The following is a 24665-nucleotide window of genomic DNA, read 5'->3' as shown; positions in this document are numbered from 1 at the left end:
TAAGAATATGAAAATAGTTTTAGTTTTAAACACCATTATAGCTCAAAGAGAAAAGATTTCAAATGTAATTCCTGAGGAGAATGAATTTTACTTTTTGTATGATAATAAATATAAGTGGTCTATCAAAAAAATTCTTGGTGATTGGGATGATGAATTCATAGTTGATTTTTTTCCTGATGCTAAAAATGAAATAATACCAGACACTATAGATCAAATTGCGAGTAATCGCAAATGGGGTATAAAAGTAAATTACGCTAGATATAGTACTAAAGAAATAGGAACGAAAGAAGCCTACGAGACTTTCAAAGATTTGTATGATATTCTATTTAATGTGGTTTACGGAATTGATGATATCTTTAATGATATAATTGATATTTAGTAATTCACAATCAGTTAAAATTAAGCAATAAAAAAGCGACTCACCTAATTGTGAGTCGCTTTTTTATTGATCCCACCAACGCTGGTGAATATAAACTTCAGCATAAGGAAACCTTTCATTTTGCTTGTTTTTTTCCTTTATATATTCAGGTGTTCTTAAAAATAGCCTAATTTTTTCTGCTTCTTTTAATTTGTTAAATCTTTCAGTAACTATCTTCTTTTTTGATAAAGGATTGTATGGATACAATTTTAAAAAGTTTGCAACAGATAGATCCGGCTCGCCAATTTCAACCGTCGTTGTTTTATAATTTTTTGACCACAATTTAATATGATCTTCTTTCCATGGAAATTTACCATCGAGATAAAGAAACTTCTCTTGTTTAGTTGTTAAATCACCATCTAAAACACTGAAGAATATTAAAACACCGTTTAAATTGTATTTAAACTGCCAAATATCGCCTGATTGCATTTTTACGGTATATGTTCTAACAAGACTCATTTCAGTAAGTATTTAATTGGTTTAACATGTACGAAATTTTGCGCAATGGCTACAGCTTCTTTTCTTAGTCGCGTGTCAGTTTCAAAAATCGTTTCGGTCTTTGATACCGGTCTTCTTTTCTTGATATTCTTATGCATTACACTAATTTTTGATTTAAAAGATTAATTGTGTTTTGAATTTGAAGCCTCATAAAATCATCTTGAACATATTTAATTTGATCAATTAAAATAATTTCTAACATATCAGCTTCATGATGTTTGAAAGTGATCTTTACCTTTTTTTTTGCATCAAACAAAGTCGATTGTTTTTTAAATGAACTCGCTTTTGATTCGATTTTATCAAGTACATCAATTGCAATTGACAATGTTGATTTTTCCTTTCTTGTTTGTGGTTTTGTATTGTTTATTGGTTGTAATGTTGCGCTTATTATAATATACACTTCCGGCGCAAGTTTCAAATCTATTTTCATATACAATCTGTTTTAGGTTCTGATAATTGTTTTTCACAATCTTTACAAATGAGTACTGTTTTTTCAGAGGTTGCGACACTTTCAATAACTCTCAGTACTCGATTATTGTGTGGGCATTTTTCTACTTTAAAACTGTTCATGATATTACAATTGCATTCATAATTATTTAAATTTTTTATTTATAATTGAATCGAAGCATGAAATGATAGTTGAAAGCTCGACGACTGTCATTTTTTTAAGGGGCTTGCTAACTGGTGAATTTTCGCTCTTTAAAAAATCACTCAATCGCTTGATATCAGGTATTTCACTATTGTTTTTTGACTTTGTAATCCATTGTAATGTCCGCAATTGTGACAGTATTGTTCTGTGTTGTTTATTCTTATTATCAAAGAATCCCCAATTATTTTCTTGTAATGTTTGATTTCCTAGAACTATATTTGCCAGTTCTGTTTTAGGCTTATTGTAATCATCAATTGCGGAACCTGAACCAGTATATATGTATGCTTTTTTCATAATTATTTTTTACTGTTTTGATGATGTTTGTAAAGCATTTTAATTCGGAAGAAAAGCCACTCCTTAAAAGTGGCTATTCGTGTCCAATTTGTTAGCACAATTACGATTACTAACAAAACGATTGTACTAAGATTTGACTGGTTCATTATGAAAATCGAATTGATAACCTGAAACAAAATCGACTGAACTTAAAGAAAGTGGAATCGATACTTTAGAACCATCATCTTTAATGGTTGAAGCTTCGCAGAAATAAACCGATTTTTGAGGCTTATAAGCTTTCGAAATAATATCAACGCCATCAGTAAATTCATCATTATTAAATTCTTTTGTAAGTTTTTGAAGTTCTAAAACCCTACTACCTTTTAAGTTTCCTTTTGAGTCTTTTTTAAGGAGATTAAAAACCATTTTAACAAGAGAGCCTGACGCTTCATCCTTTGCTAGAGAAGATATATAATTTTCAACTTTTGCTATTCCAGTGTTAACTGTATCATCCCAGCCGTCATTGATTCGGAAACCTAATGTTATTTCGCCTTCTTCACTTGAAAATGTATGAGACATTTGTTTTTCTTTAATTCCATAGAGATTAGCTTTAATTTGGAGTACATTTTCAAAATATTTAAAAGCTTCTGTTTTTGCTTTTGACAATGTTTCCGATGCTATAGCCAGTTCAAAAAGCACTTTAGGAACAGTTTGTTCAACAAGCTCTTTATATGCTGTTCTGTCTTCTGCTGTTTTAGCCGCTTTTTCAGCAAGTGCCGCTTTTAGTTGTGCAGGGGTAAAACTTGATAAATTTATATTTGATTCTATAGTGTTTGAATTCATATTAATTAGATTTATTTAGTAATTTCTTTTATAGGTTTTATGCCAGTTGGTTTGTTTTATGATAATAACACAGGCGTTTATCTTGTCTTCAATTTTTTGAGAAACTTTGTAATTTCTTACTTGTTTTTCATTGATTTCACCGTTTTTGTGTGAGATAAAATCTCTTAGGGATGCTCTTTCCTGACTTATGCAAATTTTTTCACCATCGGTTAGAATGTTTCGTTTTCTATATAGTGTCACGCCTTTAATTTCAACTGGAATATCTTCGAAAAGAAAAGAGTTTATTACATCTAGGAAGTTTAAGCGGTTTTGAACTTCGTGTTCGGTCATATAGGTGTTTAGCATTTTGTCTTTTGTTCTATTAGTTTATCAATAATATTTCTTAAGTCTCGTTGTATTTCTAACTGATTTGGGTGAGTTGGATTATCAATTAACCATTGCTCTAATTCTGCTTTTTTGTTTTTCAATTGTTGTGTTGTCATAATTAATTTTGTTGTTCGATTGGGATTAAAATTTTACGACCATTGATTTTTATTGGTTGTTCTTTTTGTTCTCTTTTTTTAGCAAAATCAACTAATGATTTGGGGAAGCGAGACATTAATTTTGCAATACATTTACAATAAAGCCAATCTCTATCACGTCCTTTGATTTCAGGATCTTCAGATATTGTCATTTTAAAAATTAATTCTTGTTTTCTTAGTTCAAGTAAAAACCATTTATTTACTGCTGAACTCGATAAAACCTTTTGAAATTCTACCGCATTCGTTACGACGCTGTCAACCCAATACATCCAAAAAGCGAGAATTAGGTCTTCTTTACTTTTGCATATTTCTAAATGGCTCATTAAATAATCTTCTGGTGTTTCTTTTTTAATTGTTAGTTTCATTTTTAAGTGTTTAAATGCTGTTTAAATAATTTCTTTCCAATATTTAGCCGCTTTCTGAGCCCATATAACAAATGGCTCACCGCCTCCGTTTAATCTTCCATCAGGAAATAATTTGAATCCTTCAACCCATAATTTCAAATCGACATCAAACATTATATCGTCAGCCAGTGATCCTTTGGGTAGTTTTCCTTTAGCTTGTGAAATCCAAATAATTCCTTTTCCTTTTTTGAGCATCAGTTCTTTTAATTGATAGTACTGTGCTTTAGTTATTCGTGTGTACTGGACAGAGTCGATAAAAAGAAAATCCGGTGATTTCGGTTTGCTCATTCGTTCAATTAAGTCATCAAATGGCTCACGATCTAACAGAATGAACGAATTTCCTAGAGTGTCCATGTGATTTCTTATAAGAGCTTGCTGAATAGTTGCCGAAAGCCCTTGTTCCAAAGAATCGTATGCAACCTTTCCAAAATTTGTTAAATACTTAGCAAGTTTTATCGCTGCTTCGGTTTTACCATTCGTTGTATTTCCCCATATAATTGCTGAAAAGGCTTTGTCAGGTTTTCCAAGTGTTGCCTCCCAATCGCCTGAGAAGGAAAGCGGATTAAATTTTTTAGAAAGAACATTTGAAACTGAATAAGCTCTATTGATCTTCTTTATTTTGGTCATATTTTCTTTTGATTCTATAAATTGTTGCATCATGTACTCCGTAAGCGCTTGCGATCTCTTTTATTGGTTTATTACTCTTAATTAGTTCAGTAATTTCCTCCGTATCTTCAAGCTTTAATTTCTGTTTAAATACACCTACACCATTGGAAGAACCTTCTTTCCATTCTAAATTTGAATAATGATTATCTGCTAGATCATTAATTTTACTTACTCTTAAACCTGTATTCGCTCTTAAACCATTCCAAGCTTCACAAACCAATTTTGAGACTGAATGAGCTTTGTTTATAAAATTTACTTTTAAAGTGGGATTCTTGCGATTTTTATCATTTACAAAAGGTTTTAATAAAACACCTTGATAGTAAATTTCAGTGCCATCTTCATTTATTCTAAGTCCAGCGATAAGGGGGTGATTTCTAAATTCCATTAAGATGCTCTTTTATGTGAAAAAATTAATCTTCTTACTCTACGTACATCACCATCGCATTCTTTTGATATAGTTCGGATAATGTCTTTTTCTTCAATACCGTTAGCAAGGCAAATGTTTTCAACATCACTATAGCCAGTTCCTTCTAATTCAATAAAGCGAAGTCCAACACGGCTATAAATTTCTCTGTATCCTTTTTTCTCCATTGCAACACCTCTTTTAATTCGTTTCTCTAAGAAGTGAGTTGCCATAAGTACAATTCCACAATGATTTTCAAGTGCGTTGTAAAGAGTGATAAAGAATAAAAGAACATTGTCCGCAAGTTTATCAGCTTCATCTAAAATGATAACCGGAGATTCTAAAGACTTCAAAAGTTGTACTGCTTTATGCATCATTTCTGGCAACGTCAATCCTGCATGATCTTTTCCCATTTTACCCAGTAACTCACGAAGAAACCAACGCTTATCCCAGTATTCATTGCATGATAAAACAAAGGCGTTTTTGTTTTCTTCTTCATATTTTTTTGCTGTTTCCGATTTTCCAGCTCCCGCTTTTCCAGTTATAGCCATTACAAGGGCGAATTGTTGACTATCATTAAAAAATTGTAATAAATCTTTTGAGTTACGTGTTTCAGCATAATTCCAGCCATTGGCAGTCACTCCAACGTACTTTGCCACTTTTCTCCACATTTCGTCTGAAATCAAGTCCCAATTGTGATTTCGCATTTGTGATAATAATGCGGCTGATACTCCAGCCATCCCTGCTGCAACTTTATTTGCAGATCCTTTTTGGATAATAAATCTCTCTAATGCTTCTACTGTTTGTATTTTGTTTTGATGTGTCATTTTTATAGGTTTAATAAGGGTTTAAATAATGTTTAAAAGGTTTTTAATAGCGTGAATAAAAGCTCGATGCGTCCGCTTCCATCTGTTGTTCTTTTGGTAAATGCCCTTGGAACTTGACTAATAATTCCTGTTCTTCAATCAAGCTTTCTCGACTGATTCCGGTACGCTGAATTAATCTTTCATATGCTTCGTGGTCTCGCTTCAATTCTAAATCACGAACAGAAATGTCTTGAAGGAGTAAAGCTTTTGAATTATCTTTCATTAAGACAGGGATTGATTCATGCATTCGTTTAGATTGAGCATAAGCAATAAATTTCTTTTCTCCTGAGTGAGTCAATTCGTATAGTCCAACAAATTCATCCAGTCGTTCGGGGTCATATCGAACTATGAGGTTTTCGCCAACATATTTTTGTCTAAAATTCAGATCAACGTTATTTGTTTCGTCATAAACTTCATAGATGTAGTCTTTACCTTCAACAGTTAGAGGCATGCCGTGAGCGTAATACTTTTTAGCCTTAGTTTCGTCAATCCAAAACATTGATAACTGATCCATAATTCCAATTTCTTCACGGTGTTCAGTTTCTTGGTTATACATCTCTATTCTGCTATATTCCCAATCTTCCTGTTTTCCTTCATTCCATTTGTTAACTAATGTTTGGAATATTTTATTAAATTCTTCAACAGTTGGTAAAGCTGATTTGTACTCGACGATAAAATCTGTGTTTGGCTTGTTTGTTGTTTTTTTGACCTTAATACTCTGTTTGTCAGAAAACCACATTTTAGAAATTACTTGCTGTTGCAAACGGTTAAAAATTTGTTCTGCCGGACTTGATTTTCTTCCAACCTTGTGACTGTAATGAGTACCGCCTTGCGCTGGTAGTTTATCATATAGATCTTGCATTCGTCCTGAAGTGTGACCCGATTGTTTATCGTATGTAAACAAAAATGGTCGACAACCGGCATCATTTACAGCCATTTTAAGCGCTCTAAAGTGTGAAGCGTGATTTTCAGTGTAAGCAATATCCCAACCAATAATTTTTTCGCTGTAAACATCGAAAACAACGTTTATTTTCAATTCCGCAGCCATTTTCTGTTTGTTGTTTGCAAAGTGTACCAAATCCAGCTTCGTACCGTCAATTGCCCACCATGCATTTGGAAACCATTCTGAACGTTTTCGTGAAACTGTGTGACCAAAGTGTTTCATGTATTCATCTCGACCATCACGTGCTAACATCCAAATTCTTTTTTGCTCTGTTTTATCTAACCATGTACCTATAGCACGTTCAGTCAAAGTTTTCCAACCTTTAGATTCACGAACAGAATCATAAATTTTTAATACTTCAGAAATGGTATATTTTACAGGTAGACAATATTGAGACATTATGAAATCGGCTACGTCATCGATAATTTTAGATGGATTATTATTCATCCATTTACCTGAAACTATTGAACTATAACCTTCAAGGTCATATTTTTGGATTGCTCTTTTGAACGAAATAACATTTTTATAGCGTGTGTGCATCCATGTTTCAGGCAAATTGCTAATTGCTTCTAACATTCGTTCCCACATTTGTTTTCTTCCTCCGAAACGTTTTTGAACAACCACATTTGTAGAAATGTGCTTTACAGTGTTAAACATTATTGCTTGATGTGTGTACTCTTTTTGTTTTTCTTCCGGTAAATGAGATCCATTTTCTAAGAGATAATCACGAAAATATTGCTCTGCTTTATGATCCCAGTCCATATAATCACTAAACACGATGTTTTTTACACTGGCGTATGGATCAATTCCTTTTTCACGAATCACCTTTTTAAAACGATCAGGAATCGATTCGTAAGCTACTAATGCTTTACGTCCATTTCCGCCAGTAGTTACTTTTTTTATTTTTCCCTGAGAACACAAGTATTTATAATTAGCTTCTGACATTATGCCTTCATTATAAAGCCAAGTACTAGCTACGCAGAGAGTGTTGTGCTGAAACTCAAACATACTTTTCGGGTAATTAAATGTTATTTTTTATGTCTTGGATAGCTTGTTCTCTACTGGTTATTATTTTATCCAGTGCATTGTAAGCTTCAACATTTCCACGAAAGAATCTTTTTTTTGCTGTGTCTGGACTACAACTCATTGCAGTTCCGAGTGTTGTAAAATCTCCGTACTGCAATCTTTTCTCTAGAGCATTAATTTCTTCCTTAGTTTTTAGTCCGTTTGTTAGGACATTGTTTTTTTTCTCCATAGTTTTGTCTTGTTGTCGTGACAAATATAGATAAAATATTATCCCAAAAACAAAATATGGATAAAAATATATCCCTTATAAAGGAAAGAATATTACAATTCGCTGAATTTAAAGGAGTTGGAAAAGAAAAATTTATTGAAAATTTAGGTATGACCTATGGAAATTTCAAGGGAAGACAAAAATTAACTTCCGTAAATTCTGACTTATTAGATACACTTTTATCTAAATACCCTGAAATTAACATGGAATGGTTGATTTCAGGACATGGAAGTATGCAAAAAAGTACAAGCATTAAAAATTTTAATGATGAGGATCGTGATTTCGACTTTACCATTAAATTAAGTGATGAAATTCATAGCGAAGCAAAACTTTTTGATGACAATCAAGAACCTGAAATCCTTCAAAATTCAAATGGAAATAAATATTTTGTTTATCCTGATGGCACAATTAGAATTGAAGTTTTAAAAATACCATTTCAAGCATATGCCTCTTATGTAGAGTGTTATCATGATGAATTAGTCCTTAAAGATGAATTTTCAACCATGACCTTTAAGGTTGATCACATTGGTAGAGGGCATTATTTGGGATTTGAATCAGTAGGGGATAGCATGTGGAATGGTGGAGGCTATGACACACCTTCCGGCGCTGATATGCTGGGTCGAGAAATAGGTAAACATTTATGGTCAAATGGATTCCATAGTACAAAGTATGGCTTTGTAATTATCGGAAAGAAAGGGATTTGGCACAAAGATATAACCGAATTAAAAGAAAATGGAAAGATTACGTTATCATCTAGAAATCCTGACTCTAAATCATTTGATTATCCTTTAAATGATGTATTTCAGATATTTCACGTAATAAAACGATCTTTTTAAGCGTAATTACTTGTAAATTAATACTTTAAATAAATGCTTATCTGTACTAAAAAGGGCATTATCCCCTATGGTACGGATATTTTTTTATCCATAAAAGACATGTTTTAGTTAACATCTGTATTTACATAGATAGAAAAATATCTTTTATCCTAACTGCAACACTAACCCCAACACTAACTGCAAAACTATTTGTTTATGATTTTAATAATATTTAAATCAGTCTGCTATTAGTGCAAAAAAAGCTGTTTAAAATTAATTTAAACAGCTTTTAAATGGTTTTTAAACCTTATTTTATGGTATTTAAGGGCTTTATTATGCTATAATTTGAATTAGTAGCACTTTACTTCGTTTAAGGTGTTTAATTATGGAAATAAAAAGGTATATAAAAGGTACTTATTTTACTTTTCGTTTTGAGTTGGCTTCAGGACTATTTGGCTCTAACAACCTTATTTTACTGGTTTTTTTGGGTTTTTTATGTTTTGACTATTGATACTTTTGGTTATACCCCCTATACTGTCGGGCTTTCGCCTCCGCCGCGGCGGATTAGCTCTATCCCTCACGCGGTACCAAGTTACACGAGTAATTTTCTATTTCATTGATTTGAACTGAAGCAAAGTATCATCAATTATATGCTCAATCTCCAAAAAGTTGTCGCAGATTTTTAAAATTTCTGCCTGATAATTTTCCAAATCTAAACGAATCCAGCCTTCCATTAAAGTCAGCGGACCGTAATTTGTGCTGACATTCGGCCATTTTTGGCTGTAATTTTCAAAAAGATTCCTAAATTTTTCAGCAAATTTTCGGCTTTCTATAGCATAACCTTTTAGCTTTCTCAACTTTAAGGCATGAATATTATACATGATTTTTTGTTTCTGAATACTGGAATCATTAACCCAAACAGAAAAGAAAATTCTCGATTCAGCTGTCAAAGCTTCCTTTGGATCATTTGCCCATGGTTTTTTGTATAATTTTATAAAAACAGAATCCAAATAAACACCAACAGAAACCTCAACTGATTTTTCGTTTAGAAGCTTTCGATCAAGTTGATCTGCTATTTTTTGAAAGTTTTCCAGATAAAACGGAGTGTCCATTTATGTTGTTTTGGTTTCTGAAATATAGTATTTATTCTAATTAACTCAACATCAGTTTAGCATACGCAAATCCAAACAGAAATAAAGATAACATAATATCAATATTTCTTATCAACTTCCAATTTTCTGAAAAAAATAATGCAAAACTAGTCAACGGCCTAAGAATCAATTGTGAGGCAAAAGCAATAAACAATAGCAAAAATCCAATATTCAAATCAGAAAAATCATTGTTTATGATTTTCCGAAATGAAGTCGTAAGTCCGCAGGTTTTGCATTTTATTCCAATTTCAGAATAAGGACATTTAATGCTGATGATATTTGCTTTTAAATAGAAAATCAAAAACAAGATTGCCACAAATATCAAAAGATTGAAAAAATGATATTCTTTATTTTTTCGAAATAGAGTCTTTTTGGATAGAATCATTTTTGGCTTCTTGTATCGAATCTTTTCTTAGTTCTTCTTCCAATTTTTCTCCCACTTTTTCCAAAACCTTTTTTTGAATCGTATCGATAACATGTTTTTCAGTATTGTTAAGCGATTGTTCGATTTCGGCTTTAGTTTCAAAAACTGTTTGATATTCATAATATTGGTAAGCTCCAATTGAAATGGCAGCAGCTCCAACGATCAAACCTGCAAGCGAAACAGAAGTGTTTTCGTTTCTTTGTTTTAAGCCAGCGTATGAAATTCCGCTAAAAGCCAAGGCGAATAAACTCGGGCCAACGGCATAAAATCCAATGCATGGAATCATGGAGAAAAGAAAAGCAATAATGGCAAATACTAAACCTATAATAGCAAAAGGTTTCGGGTTTCCTGAAGATGAGTTTCCTGGAGATGAATTTCTTGAAGGTTGTGGATTCATTTTTTAGTTTTGATTTAGGTATTTTTTGATTAGATAAAGGATTAAATGTAAAACTTCATTTTTGAAGAGAATAACAATCAAAACGAGAACAATAATTCCGATTATTGAGTTTATAAAACCGCTTTCAAGCACTTTTTGAAACGATTTTCTACCGAAGAAAGCGAGCCAGTGAAAAAGCGCTCCCAAATAATTTAATCCGTAAAAGATTCCCTCAACAATAGTGTCGCCGGTTTGGTTATTCATAGTTTTTGGTTAAGCAGGTTGGAATTGGGTAATAAATTCTAAAACCAAATATAGAATGTTGGAATTGAATATGGTTACGGGAAGCCGTAAAAAAATGAATTATTTCGTAATTATTAAATAACCATAACGTTAGCGCGGATTTGCAATCCGTGCCCGCAAAGTATATGGTTTTAGTGTTTTGATATTGCTTCTCTTTGCAAGCACGGATTGCAAATCCGCGCTATCGGGAAAATATTGAAAGATAAATAACTTTCTTTCTTAAAAATTAAAACCCTAATAAAATTGTTTTTTATTAGGGTTTTAATGTAGTTTGACTTTTCTTTTTTGCTCATTTCTAAAGGATATTTTAAATATCTTTTAGGATATCACTTAAAATGTCTAATCTTTCAAAATCAAAATATTCTTTTGTAGTGTTATATAATTCTAAAATCTTGCCTTTTGTTTTTTCGTCAGAATTTTCTGTATGAACTTCAAGTAAAGCAATTTGATTATTGACATCCCACATTCTAAACATTATATTTCGAGAATTGTTAACATTACTATTAATAGTTTTAGGTTGTAACACAATGTTAATTGGTTTTTTTGATGAGTCAAATGTTTTCCAAATAAAATTTTCTTTCATTTTCTCCCATTTAATTTTTCCATTTTGAGTTCCTGATATTAATTTATCAATATTCTGTATTAAGCTTTCCATTTTATCATTTTTATAAAGTACGTTGTTCTAGTAAGCCAGCTAAATCAGCTAGATGACCACTTAAATTTGAAAATTCGCCTTCTATTGCGTAAAAAATATTAATCCCATCTGCGGTAGTATTATTTTGTCCTACTTGTCTAACCTCGTCTAAGTTGTTTTTAAGTGCTGCTAAAGTTAGTAATATTTCAGATGTTTTCTGAGTATAAGATGGCTCAACGGTTAAAACTGATGTAATTCTACGCAATCGTCTATTGATTTCACTATAAAAATCACGAGCATCACTATAAGTTAAATCAATACTAATTTTATCTAATCTTTGAGTAATTTCGGTTAAATCAATAGTAATTGATTGAATTTTTACAATATTTCCAGCTGCTTTGGCAGCTTTTTTTGCCTCCTTAGCTTCCCTATAGGCAACTATTGAAAAATAAATACCAATAATACCAATAATTGTTGATATCCAAAAAGACCAATCTTGATAAAATGGGGTTTCAATATCTTTTATATTATTAATTAATGTATGATATTGTTTTTCGTTCATTTTGATTCAGTTAAAATTAAAATTCAATAGTATTCATAAATGGGAGATAAAAAAGGGTCTTCAAAAATAATAAAATATCACTATTTTTATAATGATTTTCAGAAATGTTACAAAACCCTATAAACAGGATACTGTAAATGCGCCTTCTCATAATAAACAGAATGCTTATAAATCCAATCCAATTGCGCTTCAGAACTTTTAGCAAATTCACGATCGTTTTGTTTTTTGGTTTCTAATTCTGCTTTTAAAGCTGGATTATCTTTTAAAAGTTGTGCTGCAGTATCTTCAAAAATATATTCCGAATAATGTTCTTTTTGCTGTAAAATCGGATCAAAGAAATTCCAATTAAAAAACGAATCAACACCTTCTGGTTCAAAAGCTTCAATTAAATATTTAACGCCTTTTTGGTTTGTTGGAACATAATAATCACCTTTGGCGAAAGCCATTTTTACTATTTTAGAAGTTACTTTTGTGTTTCTATGTGTATAATGTCCTTCATAAGCTGACGGAACCGTTTTAAAATCAGCAATTTTGTAGCTTTCGACTTCTATAATTGTATCGTTTTTAAGCTGACGAAACGAAATATTATTGTTTTTCAAAAGATCAATAATATTCCAATAACCTCGCGGAACTATATACGCCGTAGGAATCACAACTTCTTTAGCCGATTTAAATTCTTTGATATACGGAACATCTTTTTTATATGGTTTGCTTCGGTCATAATACAAACGATCTCCCGTTGTGGCTTCGCTTTTTTTGTAACCCGCTTCGTAGCCTAGAAAAGTAAATTTTGTGGTTTTTGTGCTATCCATTTCCCATTGTAAAGTGTATTTTTTCTTAGGCTGATATTGCTCTAAATTTTTTACACGAAGTTCTTTGATTTTCTGATAATTGGCATCAGTAAAATCTAGAGTCGATTTCATGTATTCGTAGGTCATTTTTACACGCTCGGCATATTTTTTTAGCATGTGCGTTTCTACCACAAAACCAATAGTATTAAATAGGGAAGTGTAGCCCGTAGTATATCTCGGACTGTCAACAAATTGTCCAAAACCTTTGTCTGGTGTATCTTTAAATGAATCTACATAAGGCGTCGTTTCGATTTTTTTGTTTTGAAGATCTTTTACCAAAGCCGGCATCATTTCGTTATTCATAAAATCACCCAAAACCGTTCCGAGTTTATTATGTTGTGTCATAATGTACGTCAGTTTGTATTGATAATCAGAACCGTTGCTTACGTGATTATCGATAAAAACATCGGCATTTATTTTCTGGAAAATTTCTACAAAACTCTTTGTATTTCGAGTATCCGATTTCATTAAATCACGATTCAAATCGTAGTTTCTGGCATTTCCTCTAAAACCATAAATTTCGGGTCCGTCCTGATTCGCACGAGTTGTCGAATTTCTGTTTAAAGCTCCGCCAATATTATAAACCGGAATCGTAACCAAAACGGTGTTTTTTGGAGCTTTCATTTTTCCGGTTGCTAAATCTCTGTAAAACTGCATTGTTGCGTCGATTCCATCTGGTTCTCCGGCGTGGATTCCATTATTTACAAAAAGAACGGCTTTTGTTTTCTGAATTTTATCAAAATCAAATTCTTTGTCCGGATTAAAAGTTATCATGTGTAATGGTTCGCCAGAATCGGTCAATCCCATTTCTTTCATTTGAATTGTTGGAAAATCATTCGCCAACATTTTAAAATAAGCTATAGTTTCCTGATAAGAAGCCGATTGATTTCCGTTTCCTTTTTCGAAAAACGTATCGTATTTTTTGTTGTTTTGAGCGAAAATGCTGATTGTGAAAAGTGAAAGGAGAAGGGTAAAAAGTTTCATGAGTTTAATTTTAATAGGAATCAAATATAAGTTTTTTTGTTTCAAGTTTCAGGTTTAAAGTTGATGTGCTTTGTGGTTATTTGTTTCACGCAGATTTTGCAGATTTTGACTGATTTATTTTTTTAAATTAAAATTTGATCTGCTTAAATCTGCAAAATCTGCGTGACACAAAACTTTTGCGTTAAATAACTTGAAACTTGAAACCTGAAACTTGAAACAACTTTTTTCCCTACTTTTGCAAAATGAATAAAAAACACCATTCCAACAACATACTTTCGAATTTAGGGATTGAGAGCCTAAACGAAATGCAAGAAATGGCACAAGATGCTATTTTGAACGAAAACAATGTTTTATTGCTTTCTCCAACAGGATCAGGAAAAACATTGGCTTTTTTGCTTCCGGTTTTAGAAATGTTGCAGCCTGAAATTCTATCTGTTCAATGTTTGATTTTGGTTCCTTCGCGCGAACTTGGGCTTCAAATCGAGCAAGTTTGGAAGAAAATGGGAACACAATACAAAGTAAATATCTGCTACGGCGGACATTCAATTGATACCGAGATCAAGAATTTAAGCAATCCGCCTGCAGTTTTAATTGGAACTCCTGGAAGAATTGCCGATCACATTGACAGAGAAACTTTCAGAACCGATAAAATTCAAACTTTGATTTTAGATGAGTTTGATAAATCGCTTCAGTTAGGGTTTCATGAACAAATGTCTTTTATTATTGGAAGATTGCCGAAAGTAAATAAAAGAGTTTTGGTTTCTGCAACTTCAGATATTGAAATTCCGAAATATACACGCGTTATAAATCCAACTGTTTTAGATTTTATTCCAGAAGAAGAGGAAAAAGCGAATCTGTCGATGAAAATGATTGTTTCGCCAGCAAAAGACAAATTAGGGAGTTTATTCAATTTGATTTGTTCTTTGAAATCAGAATCGGCTATTATTTTTTGCAATCATAGAGATGCCGCAGAACGTATCAGTGATACTTTGAATGAAAAAGGAATCTATTCAGTTTATTATCATGGTGGAATGGATCAGGACGAACGCGAGCGCGCTTTAATTCAGTTTAGAAACGGAAGTATTAGTTATTTGGTCACAACAGATTTAGCGGCGAGAGGTTTGGATATTCCAGAAATGAAACACGTTATCCATTATCATCTGCCATTAAAAGAGGACGAATTCACACACAGAAATGGTCGTACAGCGCGTATGCAAGCAAGTGGAACGGCGTATGTGATTATTCATGAAAGTGAAAAACAGCTGGATTATATTGATTATGAAATGAATGTTTTAGATGTCGAAGGAATTGTTTCGTTGCCAAAACCACCACAATTTCAAACCATTTACATAAGCGGCGGAAAGAAAACAAAACTGAATAAATTTGATATTGTTGGTTTCTTTTCTCAAAAAGGAAAATTAGAAAAAGAAGATTTAGGATTGATCGAGGTAAAAGATTTTGTTTCGTTTGCAGCTGTAAAATACAATAAAGTCAAAGATTTGTTGAAGCATATCAAAGACGAAAAAATGAAAGGTAAAAAGTTTAAAATTGAAGTGGCCCGTAATGTCGTAAAGAAAGAAGACGAAAAAAACAAAAAATACTAGATTGAGGAAAAATAGAACAGTTGAGTAATTTTTGTTCTATTGTATTGTTTGTCAGTATTTTATAAAATTAAAATTAAGTTTTACAATTTTGTGTTAAAAAAATAATGATTTGATAGCGATTTTTTCATTATTTCTATGTTTTTTTGCTACAGTAAAATTGTAAACCCCAAATACGTTATGAAAAACATTATTACCATTGCTACTTTGTTCTTAAGTTTCGTTTCATTTGCACAAATTAAAGTTCTTGAAACAGTTCCGGTTGAAAAATTAGGAAAAGTAAATAACAATTACATTCAGAAAATTGGAGACGAATATACTGTGTATTACACTAGTATTCAGAATGATGACGATTCTTCGGCTTTGAGAAAATTTTCATTCAAAAATGTAAACAATGATTACGCAAGTCTTTACTCTATTATCATGAATGGTTTTACTGCAAGCCCATTATATGATATTAAATTAGAATTGCCTAACAACTATATCTGGTTGCATTACACAGGAAGTGTAATTCCAGAGAAAGCTACAGTTCAATTTATGGTTTCAAGCAAAGAAGCTACTTCAGCAACAAGCAGTGTTTCTGAGCCATTTGTAAAAGATCAAATCAATAAATTATTCCAAAAATAATTTATTTAAACATAAAAAAAGCTGTTCAATCGAACAGCTTTTTTTATGTTTAAAAGTTATGAGTTATAAATTATGAGTTTAAAAAAAACTTAGAATCTTAGTAACTTTATAATCTTTAAATCTTCTTTACGTATTGCGTGATAATTACAATTTGCTGACCATCGACTTTTCCTTCAATATATTCAGCGTTTTCGTGGTCTAAACGAATGTTTCTAACGGCAGTTCCTTGTTTGGCTACCATACTAGAGCCTTTTACTTTAAGATCTTTAATCAAAACTACAGAATCTCCGTGTTGTAAAACAACGCCGTTGCTGTCGCGGTGAACGAGTTTGTTTTCGTCATCTTCACCTTCTCCTGTTGCTTGTGCCCATGCCAGCGTATCTTCGTCTAAATACATCATGTCAAGTAATTCCTGAGGCCAACCTGCAGCGCGCAAACGGCTTAGCATTCTCCACGCCACAACCTGAACCGGAATATTTTCGTTCCACATGCTGTCGTTTAGACATCTCCAGTGGTTTAAATCAACATTATCTGGGTTTTCAATTTGGTCAATACAGGTGTTACAAGCTAAAATGCTTTCGTCAAGTCCGCCTTTTTGAGTTGGTAAAACTTGATATACTTTTAGATTTTCCTCGGCGCCACAAAGTTCACATTTAGATCCGCTTCGCTTGTTTAATTCTCTCTCGATGCTCATTATTTCTTGTTTATTTTAAAAATGCGAAATTACTTATAATTTGCTTCGCTTACAAATTTATGGTTTGAAGTGTTAATGCCTAACTACTTCATAAATTTTATTTTCGGTGAAAAGTTTTTGCAGCTCTTTTTTGGCTATAGTTTTTTTGTTTACATAATTTTCTTTCAGATCAATTTTTCCAGTTTCCTCTTTGTTATCAATTTCCATATTATTGACTAGCAATACCAAACTGTCTTTTGAAATTTCATCCAGTTTCATTGTTGAATAAAATCCAGTTGAGCTATTAATCAGGTAAACGTCACCAATTTTTGGGCTTTGAATAAAATTTTCAGTGTCTTTTGTTGTTTGAACTGAACTGTAAAAACCGTATAGAACAAAAGCTCCTATAATCATTAATCCTGAAAACATCCAAAAAGGACTGTTTACTTTTCCTTTTGATCTGTCAATTTTTTGCTGAGTCGGCGTTGGAAGTTCGTGTCTTTCAAATGTCTTTTTACAGGAATTGCACTCTGCAAAAATTAATTTTTTGATTGGAAAAAAAGGAATCCAATAGATGTGAACATATTTTTCAAATATGCTGTATCTCATGGAAACTTTCGAATCGCAATGTGAGCAATCTACGTTTAAAACTTGGTCATTTTTGATGTTTGCAGCTTTGGTTCCGTAAAAAATCATTATTTAGGTTTTAAGGGTTAGGTAAACAAAAATAACGATTTATCTTACCTGTGCAAATAAGTTTGTTTATTCCCTTATTTCGTAACTCTTACAGCGTCTGGAACTAACATTTCATATTCGCCGCCATTTCTTAATACATCACGAACAATACTCGAACTGATGAAAGAAGTTTTTGCAGCGGTCAATAAAAATACCGTTTCAATTTTTGAAAGTTTTCTGTTGGTGTGAGCAATTGCTTTTTCAAATTCGAAATCAGCTGGGTTGCGCAAGCCTCTCAAAATGAAATTGGCTTTTTCTTTTTTTGCCAAATCAATTGTCAATCCTTCATAAGTTATTACTGAAATTTTCGGCTCGTCTTTGAAGGTTTCTTCGATGAAACGTTTTCTTTCTTCTAATGAAAACATGTATTTTTTCTCGGCATTTACACCAATAGCAATTACGATTTCATCAAATAACGGAACTCCTCTTTTGATGATATCTTCGTGTCCTAACGTAATTGGGTCAAATGATCCTGGGAATATGGCTTTTCGCATTTTTTTGAGGTTCTAAGGTTCTAAGTGGTTAAGGTTTTATTCTAAGGTTGAAAAAGGTTGATAAGCTAAAATCTTGAGATAAAAAAAGATGCTAAGATCTTAGAACCTTAGCATCTCAGTATCTTAGCACCTTTAAGAAAGCGCTAGCTCTATCGCGTTTGTGAATAAATCTTCCAGAGAAATTCCTGCTGCTTTTGCTTGTTGCGGAATCAAACTTTCGGTTGTCAATCCTGGAATCGTGTTCATTTCAAGCATGTATGGTTCGTTGTTTACAATAATGAATTCGCTTCTTGAGAAACCTTTCATTTTTAAAACTTCGTAAGCACGTTTTGCTGTTTCTCCCACTTTTTGTGTCAGTTCGTCAGAAATTCTCGCTGGAGTGATTTCCTGAGATTTTCCTTCGTATTTAGCTTCATAATCGAAGAAATCATTGTCAGATACAATTTCTGTGATTGGTAAAACTTTGATTTCGCCTTTGTAATTGATTACGCCAACAGAAACTTCAGTTCCGTCAAGGAAACTTTCAATGATGATTTCGTTATCTTCTTTATAAGCAACTTCAATTGCGATTGGAAGTTCAGCTTCAGATTTTACTTTTGAAATTCCGAAACTTGAACCTGCTTTATTTGGTTTTACGAAACAAGGAAGCCCTACTTTTTTAACGATTTCGGCAGTATTGATTTCGTCGCCTTTGTTTAGATAATATGAAATTGCCGTTTTGATTCCGTATGGTTTTAAAACCGATAATAAATCTCTTTTGTTGAAAGTCAAAGCCGATTGATAATAATCGCAAGATGATTGTGGAAGACCAATTAATTCAAAATAAGCCTGCATTAATCCGTCTTCGCCCGGAGTTCCGTGAATGGCATTGAAAACACAGTCAAAAGTGATTTTTTCTCCGTTTACGGTTACAGAAAAATCGTTTCTGTCAATTGGGAATTCGGCGTCGTTTGCGTCTACATAAACCCATTTTTCTTTGAAAATATGAATTCGGAATCCGTTGTATTTTGTTTTGTCAAGATATTGGTACACAACGTTTCCGCTGATAAGCGAAATTTTGTATTCGCTTGAATATCCGCCCATTATTATGGCAATGTTTTTCATTGACTTTTTATTTATTTGTTTAATCGTTTATTTGTTTAATCGTTTAATCGTTTTGTTTGTCAGGCTGAGCGAAGTCGAAGCCCCGTTTGCTGCATCACTTTACGTGGGCTTCGACTTCGCTCAGCCTGACAATATTGTGATTAGTTTAATAAAATAAAAACAAAATCTTCTTTTGAAACCGAGTGCCCTAGCCCTGATGGTAGCGACATCCTTTTGTGCCGGGGTTCGGCGCAAAAGATACAGCGGACAGCAGGAAATAGCTCCTTAAAATTGAAATTTTAAATTCTAAAATACCAAATTCCAAAGATTTTAGTTTTTAATAGAAATAACAATCGCAGGGCATTTTTGTTTTAAACAAAATTATCATTTTTTTTGAAATGAAATACTTTATCTTTGCGTTCAACTAAAAATTAATTTATGAGTTTACGTAAGTATTTAACTAGCCGCGTATTTTTTTTACAATTATTGGGTGCGGCTGCTATCATTGCAGTTTTGGGTTATTTGTTTATGCATTGGCTGACTTTTACAACTGATCATGGACATGAAATTGCGGTTCCGAATTTAGCAAGATTAACTGAAGAGCAGGTTGAAGAGAAATTAGACGAACTGGACTTAGATTATGTGCTTTTGGATAGTGTTGATTACCGAAGTGAATTTCCGAAATTCAGTGTTGTTGAGCAAGATCCATTGCCGGGAACGAAGGTGAAAGTTGGAAGAAAAATATATATTAAAATTAACGCTTCAGGATTTTCATCTGTTAAAATTCCTGATTTGATTGAAAAAACATATCGTGAAGCGGTTCCTACTTTGAAAGCTTTAGGGCTTGAGCCGGGAACGATTACTTATATTCCAAATCTTGGAAAAGATATGGTTTTGGAAATGCGTTACAAAGGAAGAAACTTAAAAGTAGGAGACCGCGTATTGAAAGCTTCTAAAATTGATTTGGTTTTAGGAGACGGAAAAGCGAGTTATGTAGATGATAGCCAGGCAGACAGTACGGCAGTGCCTGTAGAAACCCCACAAGATGAACAATAATATTGAAGAAAATTTAGATCTGGAAGACGAATTATTCGAGCATTACAGATTTGAAGTCCCTAAAGGTCAGGCGTTTTTGCGTATTGACAAATATTTAATGTATTTGATTCCGAATGCTACACGAAATAAAATTCAAAATGCAGCAACTAATGGAAATATCTTTGTAAATGATATTCCGGTAAAATCAAATTATAAAGTAAAACCTTTTGATGTGATAACGGTAATGTTGTCACATCCTCCATTTGAAAATCATATTCTTCCTGAAGATATTCCGTTGAATATTGTTTATGAAGATGATGCACTTTTGCTAATCAATAAAGAGCCAGGAATGGTGGTTCACCCAGGTCACGGAAATTACACGGGAACGCTGGTAAATGCTTTGGCACATCATTTTGATAATTTGCCAATGAACAGCAGTGAACGTCCGGGATTGGTTCACCGAATTGATAAAGATACGTCAGGACTTTTGGTTGTTGCCAAAACTGAAGCGGCAATGACGCATTTAGCGAAGCAATTTGAAGCTAAAACTACCGAACGTGAATATATTGCTCTTGTTTGGGGAAATGTAGCTGCAGAAAGTGGAACAATTGAAGGAAACTTAGCAAGACATTTGAAAGATCGTATGCAAATGGCTGTTTTTGCTGATCCAGAAATCGGAAAACCGGCTATTACGCATTATAAAGTTTTGGAGCGTTTTGGTTACGTGACTTTGATTTCATGTAAACTTGAAACAGGAAGAACACACCAAATTCGTGCACATATGAAACACATTGGGCATCCATTATTCAATGATGAGCGTTACGGTGGACATTTGATTTTGAAAGGCACGACGTTTACTAAATACAAACAGTTTATTGAAAATTGTTTTAAAGCATTGCCACGTCAGGCGCTTCATGCTAAAACGCTTGGTTTTGTTCATCCAAATACAGGAGAATTGATGCGTTTTGATACAGAATTGCCTCAGGATTTTCAGGATTGTATTGAAAAATGGCGTACTTACGTGAAGTCGCATAATACTGAAGATGAAGAATAATTAGATAATTTGTCAATTAGATAATTTCTTTAATAGAAATAATAAAAAAGCTCCTTATTGGAGCTTTTTTATTTTGGACATGAATATCAAGTAATTTTCTAATTTACACATTATCTAATTAACTAATTTTTGAAATTTTATTTTTCCAATTGAGCCTGTTTCTGATGGCAAAAGCTCGAAAACAGAAGTAGGAGCGAGACCGACTTCAATTCGGTGTGAAACGTATAAAATAGCAACATTTGTTTCTTGTTTTATCGTATTGATAAGCTGAATTACTAAATCTACATTTTCGTCGTCTAAACCTTCTACAGGTTCATCTAAAATCAATAATGGCGGATGTTTTAAAACGGCGCGAACAATCAAAGCAACTCTTTGCTGCCCGATTGAAAGGTCGATAAAGCGTTTTTTGCGTAAATGAGTCATTTCAATTACATCAAGCCATTGATTTACAATTTGCAGTTGATGTGTTGTCGGTTCGTTATAAAGTCCGATGGAATCAAAAAAACCGGAAAGAATCATTTGTTCCAAAGTATGACCTTTCTGAAATAAATCGGTCATAGAAGTGGTGAAGATTCCGATTTGTTTTTTGATGTCCCAAACGCTTTCTCCGCTTCCTTTTTTTCTTCCAAATAAATACAAATCCTGACCAAAACCTTTTGGGTTGTCGCCAGTAATCAATGATAAAATAGTACTTTTTCCAGAACCGTTTGGGCCGATTAACTGCCAAAATTCGCCTTGCTTTATTGTCCAGGAAATTTTGTCTATAATTTTGCGTTCTTCGTAACTTACCGAAACTTCCTCCATTTTGATCAGCACACTTTCATGGAAAGAATGTGGTTCAATTGCTTTTGGAATTGCAGCTGTATTTAAGGTTTTAAAATGATTTTCGGTTTTTGAAATAGGATGTAATTCAAATGAGTTGTCTTTTATTTGCGCTTTATTAGGAACAAATTCTAAAACATCTGAAACGCGATTTACGATTTGGATTATGGCAATTTCATCCGTCAGCTTTTTTAGGGATTCTGCTAGCACAACACGCGATGCCTGATCCAAATGATCAAATGGATTGTCAAAAATGATAAAATCAGGTTTTTGGCTTATGCAGTATTTTAAAAACTCTTTTTTACGTTCGCCCGAAGAAAAAGTCCTCAATTGACGATGCGATTCCGGAGAAGCTTCTACGATGTCATATTGATACTCTTTTTCAATGAATTTTTCAATTGCGATATCTGAGAACAGAATTCCTTTTTTATTGTTGAAAAAGGCTAATTCTCCTTTTGCTTCGCTATTGATTATATTGTCTATAAAAGCTTTTTTGTTTACCTGGTTAGATAAAAGTATGTCCCAGTGTTGCATTATAAAATCTTAAAATAATTATTCTAGTTTTTTGTTGCCATTTCGCGGCCATTTCTTGACCATTCGCTCCATGAACCTACATAAAGTTTTGGAATTGGAATTCCGGCATAATCCATTGCAAGTAAGGTGTGGCAGGCTGTTACGCCTGAACCGCAATGTACGATTACATTTTCGGAATTAATATCGCCTAAAATGGCATTGTATTTTTCTTTTAAAATTTCAGGAGATTTGTATAATCCATCTTCATCTAAATTTTCACTAAACGGAACATTAATTGCACCTGGAATATGTCCGGCGATTAAATCAAGTGGTTCTGTTAAGCCATCAAATCGATTTTTGTCTCTTACATCTATTACGATATTTTCATTGCTTTTTCGGGCTTTTTCAACTTCTTCAATATCGGCTAAAGCTAATTTCCAATTTGAAACTGGATAATGGCTTTGTTCAAATTGTTCAATTTCTGAACTTGTAGAAAATCCTGCTTTTACAGCTTCTTGCAAACCTCCATTTAAAACCTGAACTTTTTCGTGTCCAATTGCTCTTAACATCCACCAAAATCTCGATGCTGCATTGGAGCCGTTTTTGTCATCATAAATTACGATATGACTTTCTGGCGAAATTCCTATTTTAGAAAGTACATCAGCAAATTTTTCTAACGATGGAAGAGGATGTCTTCCGCCATTTTTCGGATTACAATCAACTGTTGCTAAATCTTTGTTCAAATCAACATAGCGAGCGCTTTTTAAATGCTCTTTTTGATAATTTTCCTGCGCATTTAGTCCGGCTCTGGCGTCGATTAAAACAATAGATGTTGAATGTGACAACTGAATTAATTCTTTAGAATTTATAATTGGAGAAAGTTTGTCTGACATTTTGAAATTTATTTACTTTTTTTATTTCCAAACAAAAGCAAAGCATTCAAAATTACTTTGTTTTGTGTTTCATTTTCAAATGTATACGAAAGCGTTTTGTTTGTTTTTCCTTCATAATCAATATCATTATGTCCCATATTTACATAAAGCATTTTGTACTTTTTATTCGTCCAAACGACAGGATAATAACCGCTATGCCAAATTTCATGTGCTTTTGGGCCCGTTCCTAACGGAAAACTGCTTTCGTCAATTGCTAACAGAATTTTGATGTCTGGATTTTTTGTCAAATCATTACCCCATCGATACCATTCGTTTGGCTGTGATTTGAAAGTTTTAGGAATGCCTTTAGTTATCGGATCCTGATTTTCAACTCTTAAAATTGCCGATGTCGGTCTCCATGTATTACTTCCATATTCTCCTGATCCCAGAAAAGTATTATGGTACCAATCCCAGTTTTGTGGGTAAGAAGAATTATTTAATGCAAAAGCTGAAAAATGAAAACCAATAAAACCTCCGCCATTTTCCATATATTTCTGAAAAGCTTCGCGCTGAGAGGGAGTTTCTGGTCTTGTGTCTAAAAACAAAACGACTTGATAATTAGCTAAAAACTTTGCGTTCAGATTGTCCCAATTGCTTGTTGAATCGTATACAAAATGATTTTCTTCGGCAATTTTTGGAAACCATTTATTGGCTTCGTGCACAAAACTAATGTGTGCCTGATCATTTTTGCCTGTATAAAATGCAATTACTTTAAATTTTGTTTTTTCTTTTTTATGTTGTGAAAAACCTGTTAAACAAATTAGAAAAAGTGCTGCTAAAACTAAATTTATTCTTTGATTAAAAATCTTCATATTTTTAAAAATTAACTAGGGATTTTTTCGATTAGAATTTCGTTCTCTGATTTATCAAAATAAGTACAAGTCATTTCGACAATATTAACACGCCATTTTGCGATTCCGCATTGTGCACAATGTGTACAGAAAGTCATATAATCGGTTTCACCATGTTGATGTTTTACTAAAAGTTCGATGAAAAGTTCTTTGTTAGGAAAATCAGCGACTTTTATTTCAGGATATTTTTCTTCAGCTGAAGCAGTATAGTTATTTAATCCAAAATAAACAACACTTCCGTCATGTACAAAAGTATCATAACCTTTTACGCCAAGAATGATTAAATCTTGAATATAGTTTGGAAAATCAGCACCGCTTTTTACTTTAGAATGTGCTTCTTTGATTTGGTCGATAGTAAACATAATAG

At 32.8% G+C, this 24665-nt stretch carries 32 protein-coding genes; 6 read left to right on the top strand and 26 right to left on the bottom strand.

Going from position 1 to position 24665, the window contains the following annotated elements; all coding sequences use genetic code 11:
* Positions 1–7: 7 nt before the first annotated feature.
* Positions 8–379: a hypothetical protein gene (locus tag FN795_RS03380; RefSeq protein ID WP_142449370.1), complete on the top strand. Its 372-nt coding sequence runs from the start codon at positions 8–10 to the stop codon at positions 377–379.
* Between the two features lie 63 nt (positions 380–442).
* Here the strand turns inward: FN795_RS03380 and FN795_RS03375 are convergent, their stop codons facing one another.
* The 12 genes from FN795_RS03375 to FN795_RS03325 all read right to left on the bottom strand — a co-directional run bounded on the left by FN795_RS03375 (position 443) and on the right by FN795_RS03325 (position 7739).
* Positions 443–877 (bottom strand): hypothetical protein, encoded by a 435-nt coding sequence (locus tag FN795_RS03375; protein WP_142449369.1) that lies wholly within the window; start codon positions 875–877, stop codon positions 443–445.
* A 136-nt stretch (positions 878–1013) separates the two neighbouring features.
* On the bottom strand, positions 1014–1346 hold the full coding sequence (locus FN795_RS03370; RefSeq protein ID WP_142449368.1) for a hypothetical protein: 333 nt from the start codon (positions 1344–1346) through the stop codon (positions 1014–1016).
* 162 nt (positions 1347–1508) lie between these two features.
* Positions 1509–1859 carry a hypothetical protein gene (locus tag FN795_RS03365; protein WP_142449367.1) on the bottom strand — a complete coding sequence of 117 codons (351 nt, stop codon included), beginning with the start codon at positions 1857–1859 and terminating at the stop codon, positions 1509–1511.
* 126 nt (positions 1860–1985) lie between these two features.
* Entirely contained in the window at positions 1986–2681 is a 696-nt protein-coding gene (locus FN795_RS03360) for a DUF3164 family protein (RefSeq protein ID WP_142449366.1), read from the bottom strand.
* 15 nt (positions 2682–2696) lie between these two features.
* Positions 2697–3026, bottom strand: coding sequence for a hypothetical protein (locus tag FN795_RS03355; protein WP_167498048.1), 330 nt, complete (start codon positions 3024–3026; stop codon positions 2697–2699).
* Positions 3020–3163, bottom strand: coding sequence for a hypothetical protein (locus FN795_RS21400; protein WP_154275397.1), 144 nt, complete (start codon positions 3161–3163; stop codon positions 3020–3022). The genes FN795_RS03355 and FN795_RS21400 overlap by 7 nt, the downstream gene beginning before the upstream one ends.
* Before the next feature lie 2 nt (positions 3164–3165).
* A complete protein-coding gene (locus FN795_RS03350; protein ID WP_142449364.1) occupies positions 3166–3567 on the bottom strand; it encodes a hypothetical protein in 402 nt (133 codons plus the stop codon).
* A 21-nt stretch (positions 3568–3588) separates the two neighbouring features.
* Positions 3589–4233, bottom strand: a complete 645-nt coding sequence (locus FN795_RS03345) for a hypothetical protein (RefSeq protein ID WP_142449363.1) — start codon at positions 4231–4233, stop codon at positions 3589–3591.
* Positions 4208–4657: a helix-turn-helix domain-containing protein gene (locus tag FN795_RS03340; RefSeq protein WP_142449362.1), complete on the bottom strand. Its 450-nt coding sequence runs from the start codon at positions 4655–4657 to the stop codon at positions 4208–4210. The genes FN795_RS03345 and FN795_RS03340 overlap by 26 nt, the downstream gene beginning before the upstream one ends.
* Entirely contained in the window at positions 4657–5502 is an 846-nt protein-coding gene (locus tag FN795_RS03335; RefSeq protein ID WP_142449361.1) for an ATP-binding protein, read from the bottom strand. The genes FN795_RS03340 and FN795_RS03335 overlap by 1 nt, the downstream gene beginning before the upstream one ends.
* Positions 5503–5545: 43 nt before the next feature.
* Entirely contained in the window at positions 5546–7429 is a 1884-nt protein-coding gene (locus tag FN795_RS03330; protein ID WP_142449360.1) for a hypothetical protein, read from the bottom strand.
* Between the two features lie 76 nt (positions 7430–7505).
* The gene (locus tag FN795_RS03325) at positions 7506–7739 is read right to left on the bottom strand and encodes a hypothetical protein (RefSeq protein WP_142449359.1); all 234 of its coding nucleotides are present in this window, start codon (positions 7737–7739) and stop codon (positions 7506–7508) included.
* Between the two features lie 56 nt (positions 7740–7795).
* On the opposite strand from FN795_RS03325, the gene FN795_RS03320 reads away from it, so the two are divergent.
* On the top strand, positions 7796–8614 hold the full coding sequence (locus FN795_RS03320) for an XRE family transcriptional regulator (RefSeq protein ID WP_142449358.1): 819 nt from the start codon (positions 7796–7798) through the stop codon (positions 8612–8614).
* Positions 8615–9201: 587 nt separating this feature from the next.
* On the opposite strand, the gene FN795_RS03315 is transcribed toward FN795_RS03320, so the two are convergent.
* From FN795_RS03315 to FN795_RS03290, 6 genes are all read right to left on the bottom strand, one after another.
* Positions 9202–9705: a hypothetical protein gene (locus FN795_RS03315; protein ID WP_142449357.1), complete on the bottom strand. Its 504-nt coding sequence runs from the start codon at positions 9703–9705 to the stop codon at positions 9202–9204.
* Positions 9706–10091: 386 nt separating this feature from the next.
* Positions 10092–10565 carry a hypothetical protein gene (locus tag FN795_RS03310; RefSeq protein ID WP_142449356.1) on the bottom strand — a complete coding sequence of 158 codons (474 nt, stop codon included), beginning with the start codon at positions 10563–10565 and terminating at the stop codon, positions 10092–10094.
* 3 nt (positions 10566–10568) lie between these two features.
* Positions 10569–10808 (bottom strand): hypothetical protein, encoded by a 240-nt coding sequence (locus FN795_RS03305; RefSeq protein ID WP_142449355.1) that lies wholly within the window; start codon positions 10806–10808, stop codon positions 10569–10571.
* Between the two features lie 346 nt (positions 10809–11154).
* A complete protein-coding gene (locus FN795_RS03300) occupies positions 11155–11502 on the bottom strand; it encodes a hypothetical protein (RefSeq protein WP_142449354.1) in 348 nt (115 codons plus the stop codon).
* A 10-nt stretch (positions 11503–11512) separates the two neighbouring features.
* Positions 11513–12043: a hypothetical protein gene (locus tag FN795_RS03295; protein WP_142449353.1), complete on the bottom strand. Its 531-nt coding sequence runs from the start codon at positions 12041–12043 to the stop codon at positions 11513–11515.
* A 107-nt stretch (positions 12044–12150) separates the two neighbouring features.
* Positions 12151–13878 (bottom strand): M14 family metallopeptidase, encoded by a 1728-nt coding sequence (locus tag FN795_RS03290; protein ID WP_142449352.1) that lies wholly within the window; start codon positions 13876–13878, stop codon positions 12151–12153.
* A 242-nt stretch (positions 13879–14120) separates the two neighbouring features.
* On the opposite strand from FN795_RS03290, the gene FN795_RS03285 reads away from it, so the two are divergent.
* Together FN795_RS03285 and FN795_RS03280 are read left to right on the top strand one after the other, a co-directional pair.
* Positions 14121–15482: a DEAD/DEAH box helicase gene (locus tag FN795_RS03285; protein WP_142449351.1), complete on the top strand. Its 1362-nt coding sequence runs from the start codon at positions 14121–14123 to the stop codon at positions 15480–15482.
* Between the two features lie 177 nt (positions 15483–15659).
* Positions 15660–16106: a hypothetical protein gene (locus tag FN795_RS03280; RefSeq protein ID WP_142449350.1), complete on the top strand. Its 447-nt coding sequence runs from the start codon at positions 15660–15662 to the stop codon at positions 16104–16106.
* A gap of 115 nt (positions 16107–16221) precedes the next feature.
* Here FN795_RS03280 and FN795_RS03275 read toward each other — a convergent pair whose 3' ends face one another.
* From FN795_RS03275 to FN795_RS03260, 4 genes are all read right to left on the bottom strand, one after another.
* Positions 16222–16800, bottom strand: a complete 579-nt coding sequence (locus FN795_RS03275; protein WP_142449349.1) for a PhnA domain-containing protein — start codon at positions 16798–16800, stop codon at positions 16222–16224.
* 72 nt (positions 16801–16872) lie between these two features.
* Entirely contained in the window at positions 16873–17475 is a 603-nt protein-coding gene (locus tag FN795_RS03270; protein WP_142449348.1) for a zinc-ribbon domain-containing protein, read from the bottom strand.
* Between the two features lie 74 nt (positions 17476–17549).
* A complete protein-coding gene (coaD, locus tag FN795_RS03265) occupies positions 17550–18008 on the bottom strand; it encodes a pantetheine-phosphate adenylyltransferase (protein WP_035648368.1) in 459 nt (152 codons plus the stop codon).
* Positions 18009–18140: 132 nt separating this feature from the next.
* The gene (locus FN795_RS03260) at positions 18141–19112 is read right to left on the bottom strand and encodes a D-alanine--D-alanine ligase (protein WP_142449347.1); all 972 of its coding nucleotides are present in this window, start codon (positions 19110–19112) and stop codon (positions 18141–18143) included.
* Between the two features lie 417 nt (positions 19113–19529).
* Between FN795_RS03260 and FN795_RS03255 the strand changes: the two genes are divergently transcribed.
* Complete coding sequence (locus FN795_RS03255) at positions 19530–20147, top strand: PASTA domain-containing protein (RefSeq protein ID WP_142449346.1); 618 nt, start codon at positions 19530–19532, stop codon at positions 20145–20147.
* On the top strand, positions 20137–21180 hold the full coding sequence (locus tag FN795_RS03250) for an RluA family pseudouridine synthase (protein WP_035648359.1): 1044 nt from the start codon (positions 20137–20139) through the stop codon (positions 21178–21180). Before FN795_RS03255 ends, FN795_RS03250 begins: the two co-directional genes overlap by 11 nt.
* Positions 21181–21294: 114 nt before the next feature.
* Here the strand turns inward: FN795_RS03250 and FN795_RS03245 are convergent, their stop codons facing one another.
* From FN795_RS03245 to FN795_RS03230, 4 genes are read right to left on the bottom strand one after another with little or no spacing between them, the layout of a single operon-like run.
* Positions 21295–22536 (bottom strand): ATP-binding cassette domain-containing protein, encoded by a 1242-nt coding sequence (locus FN795_RS03245; RefSeq protein WP_142449345.1) that lies wholly within the window; start codon positions 22534–22536, stop codon positions 21295–21297.
* Between the two features lie 23 nt (positions 22537–22559).
* Positions 22560–23408, bottom strand: a complete 849-nt coding sequence (locus FN795_RS03240) for a sulfurtransferase (protein WP_142449344.1) — start codon at positions 23406–23408, stop codon at positions 22560–22562.
* Between the two features lie 8 nt (positions 23409–23416).
* Positions 23417–24259 carry a ThuA domain-containing protein gene (locus tag FN795_RS03235; RefSeq protein WP_142449343.1) on the bottom strand — a complete coding sequence of 281 codons (843 nt, stop codon included), beginning with the start codon at positions 24257–24259 and terminating at the stop codon, positions 23417–23419.
* Between the two features lie 11 nt (positions 24260–24270).
* Entirely contained in the window at positions 24271–24660 is a 390-nt protein-coding gene (locus tag FN795_RS03230) for a DUF1398 domain-containing protein (RefSeq protein WP_142449342.1), read from the bottom strand.
* Between the last annotated feature and the right edge of the window lie 5 nt (positions 24661–24665).

The sequence above is a fragment of the Flavobacterium resistens genome (assembly GCF_900182645.1).
Taxonomy (GTDB): Bacteria; Bacteroidota; Bacteroidia; order Flavobacteriales; family Flavobacteriaceae; genus Flavobacterium; species Flavobacterium resistens.
The sequence above is the reverse complement of the archived record's forward strand: the minus strand, read 5'-3'. Positions and strand labels throughout refer to the sequence as shown.

Bases quoted from the DNA above. Each gene is read 5' to 3' on its own strand.
- FN795_RS03320 (WP_142449358.1), top strand. From the start codon at position 7,796: ATGGATAAAAATATATCCCTTATAAAGGAAAGAATATTACAATTCGCT.
- FN795_RS03285 (WP_142449351.1), top strand. From the start codon at position 14,121: ATGAATAAAAAACACCATTCCAACAACATACTTTCGAATTTAGGGATT.
- FN795_RS03295 (WP_142449353.1), bottom strand. From the start codon at position 12,043: ATGAACGAAAAACAATATCATACATTAATTAATAATATAAAAGATATT.
- FN795_RS03230 (WP_142449342.1), bottom strand. From the start codon at position 24,660: ATGTTTACTATCGACCAAATCAAAGAAGCACATTCTAAAGTAAAAAGC.
- FN795_RS03255 (WP_142449346.1), top strand. From the start codon at position 19,530: ATGAGTTTACGTAAGTATTTAACTAGCCGCGTATTTTTTTTACAATTA.
- FN795_RS03250 (WP_035648359.1), top strand. From the start codon at position 20,137: ATGAACAATAATATTGAAGAAAATTTAGATCTGGAAGACGAATTATTC.
- FN795_RS03310 (WP_142449356.1), bottom strand. From the start codon at position 10,565: ATGAATCCACAACCTTCAAGAAATTCATCTCCAGGAAACTCATCTTCA.
- FN795_RS03380 (WP_142449370.1), top strand. From the start codon at position 8: ATGAAAATAGTTTTAGTTTTAAACACCATTATAGCTCAAAGAGAAAAG.
- FN795_RS03335 (WP_142449361.1), bottom strand. From the start codon at position 5,502: ATGACACATCAAAACAAAATACAAACAGTAGAAGCATTAGAGAGATTT.
- FN795_RS03290 (WP_142449352.1), bottom strand. From the start codon at position 13,878: ATGAAACTTTTTACCCTTCTCCTTTCACTTTTCACAATCAGCATTTTC.
- FN795_RS03260 (WP_142449347.1), bottom strand. From the start codon at position 19,112: ATGAAAAACATTGCCATAATAATGGGCGGATATTCAAGCGAATACAAA.
- FN795_RS03355 (WP_167498048.1), bottom strand. From the start codon at position 3,026: ATGCTAAACACCTATATGACCGAACACGAAGTTCAAAACCGCTTAAAC.
- FN795_RS03240 (WP_142449344.1), bottom strand. From the start codon at position 23,408: ATGTCAGACAAACTTTCTCCAATTATAAATTCTAAAGAATTAATTCAG.
- FN795_RS03275 (WP_142449349.1), bottom strand. From the start codon at position 16,800: ATGAGCATCGAGAGAGAATTAAACAAGCGAAGCGGATCTAAATGTGAA.
- FN795_RS03270 (WP_142449348.1), bottom strand. From the start codon at position 17,475: ATGATTTTTTACGGAACCAAAGCTGCAAACATCAAAAATGACCAAGTT.
- FN795_RS03325 (WP_142449359.1), bottom strand. From the start codon at position 7,739: ATGGAGAAAAAAAACAATGTCCTAACAAACGGACTAAAAACTAAGGAA.
- FN795_RS03235 (WP_142449343.1), bottom strand. From the start codon at position 24,259: ATGAAGATTTTTAATCAAAGAATAAATTTAGTTTTAGCAGCACTTTTT.
- FN795_RS21400 (WP_154275397.1), bottom strand. From the start codon at position 3,163: ATGACAACACAACAATTGAAAAACAAAAAAGCAGAATTAGAGCAATGG.
- FN795_RS03360 (WP_142449366.1), bottom strand. From the start codon at position 2,681: ATGAATTCAAACACTATAGAATCAAATATAAATTTATCAAGTTTTACC.
- coaD (WP_035648368.1), bottom strand. From the start codon at position 18,008: ATGCGAAAAGCCATATTCCCAGGATCATTTGACCCAATTACGTTAGGA.
- FN795_RS03365 (WP_142449367.1), bottom strand. From the start codon at position 1,859: ATGAAAAAAGCATACATATATACTGGTTCAGGTTCCGCAATTGATGAT.
- FN795_RS03245 (WP_142449345.1), bottom strand. From the start codon at position 22,536: ATGCAACACTGGGACATACTTTTATCTAACCAGGTAAACAAAAAAGCT.
- FN795_RS03315 (WP_142449357.1), bottom strand. From the start codon at position 9,705: ATGGACACTCCGTTTTATCTGGAAAACTTTCAAAAAATAGCAGATCAA.
- FN795_RS03280 (WP_142449350.1), top strand. From the start codon at position 15,660: ATGAAAAACATTATTACCATTGCTACTTTGTTCTTAAGTTTCGTTTCA.
- FN795_RS03340 (WP_142449362.1), bottom strand. From the start codon at position 4,657: ATGGAATTTAGAAATCACCCCCTTATCGCTGGACTTAGAATAAATGAA.
- FN795_RS03330 (WP_142449360.1), bottom strand. From the start codon at position 7,429: ATGTCAGAAGCTAATTATAAATACTTGTGTTCTCAGGGAAAAATAAAA.
- FN795_RS03350 (WP_142449364.1), bottom strand. From the start codon at position 3,567: ATGAAACTAACAATTAAAAAAGAAACACCAGAAGATTATTTAATGAGC.
- FN795_RS03300 (WP_142449354.1), bottom strand. From the start codon at position 11,502: ATGGAAAGCTTAATACAGAATATTGATAAATTAATATCAGGAACTCAA.
- FN795_RS03345 (WP_142449363.1), bottom strand. From the start codon at position 4,233: ATGACCAAAATAAAGAAGATCAATAGAGCTTATTCAGTTTCAAATGTT.
- FN795_RS03305 (WP_142449355.1), bottom strand. From the start codon at position 10,808: ATGAATAACCAAACCGGCGACACTATTGTTGAGGGAATCTTTTACGGA.
- FN795_RS03370 (WP_142449368.1), bottom strand. From the start codon at position 1,346: ATGAAAATAGATTTGAAACTTGCGCCGGAAGTGTATATTATAATAAGC.
- FN795_RS03375 (WP_142449369.1), bottom strand. From the start codon at position 877: ATGAGTCTTGTTAGAACATATACCGTAAAAATGCAATCAGGCGATATT.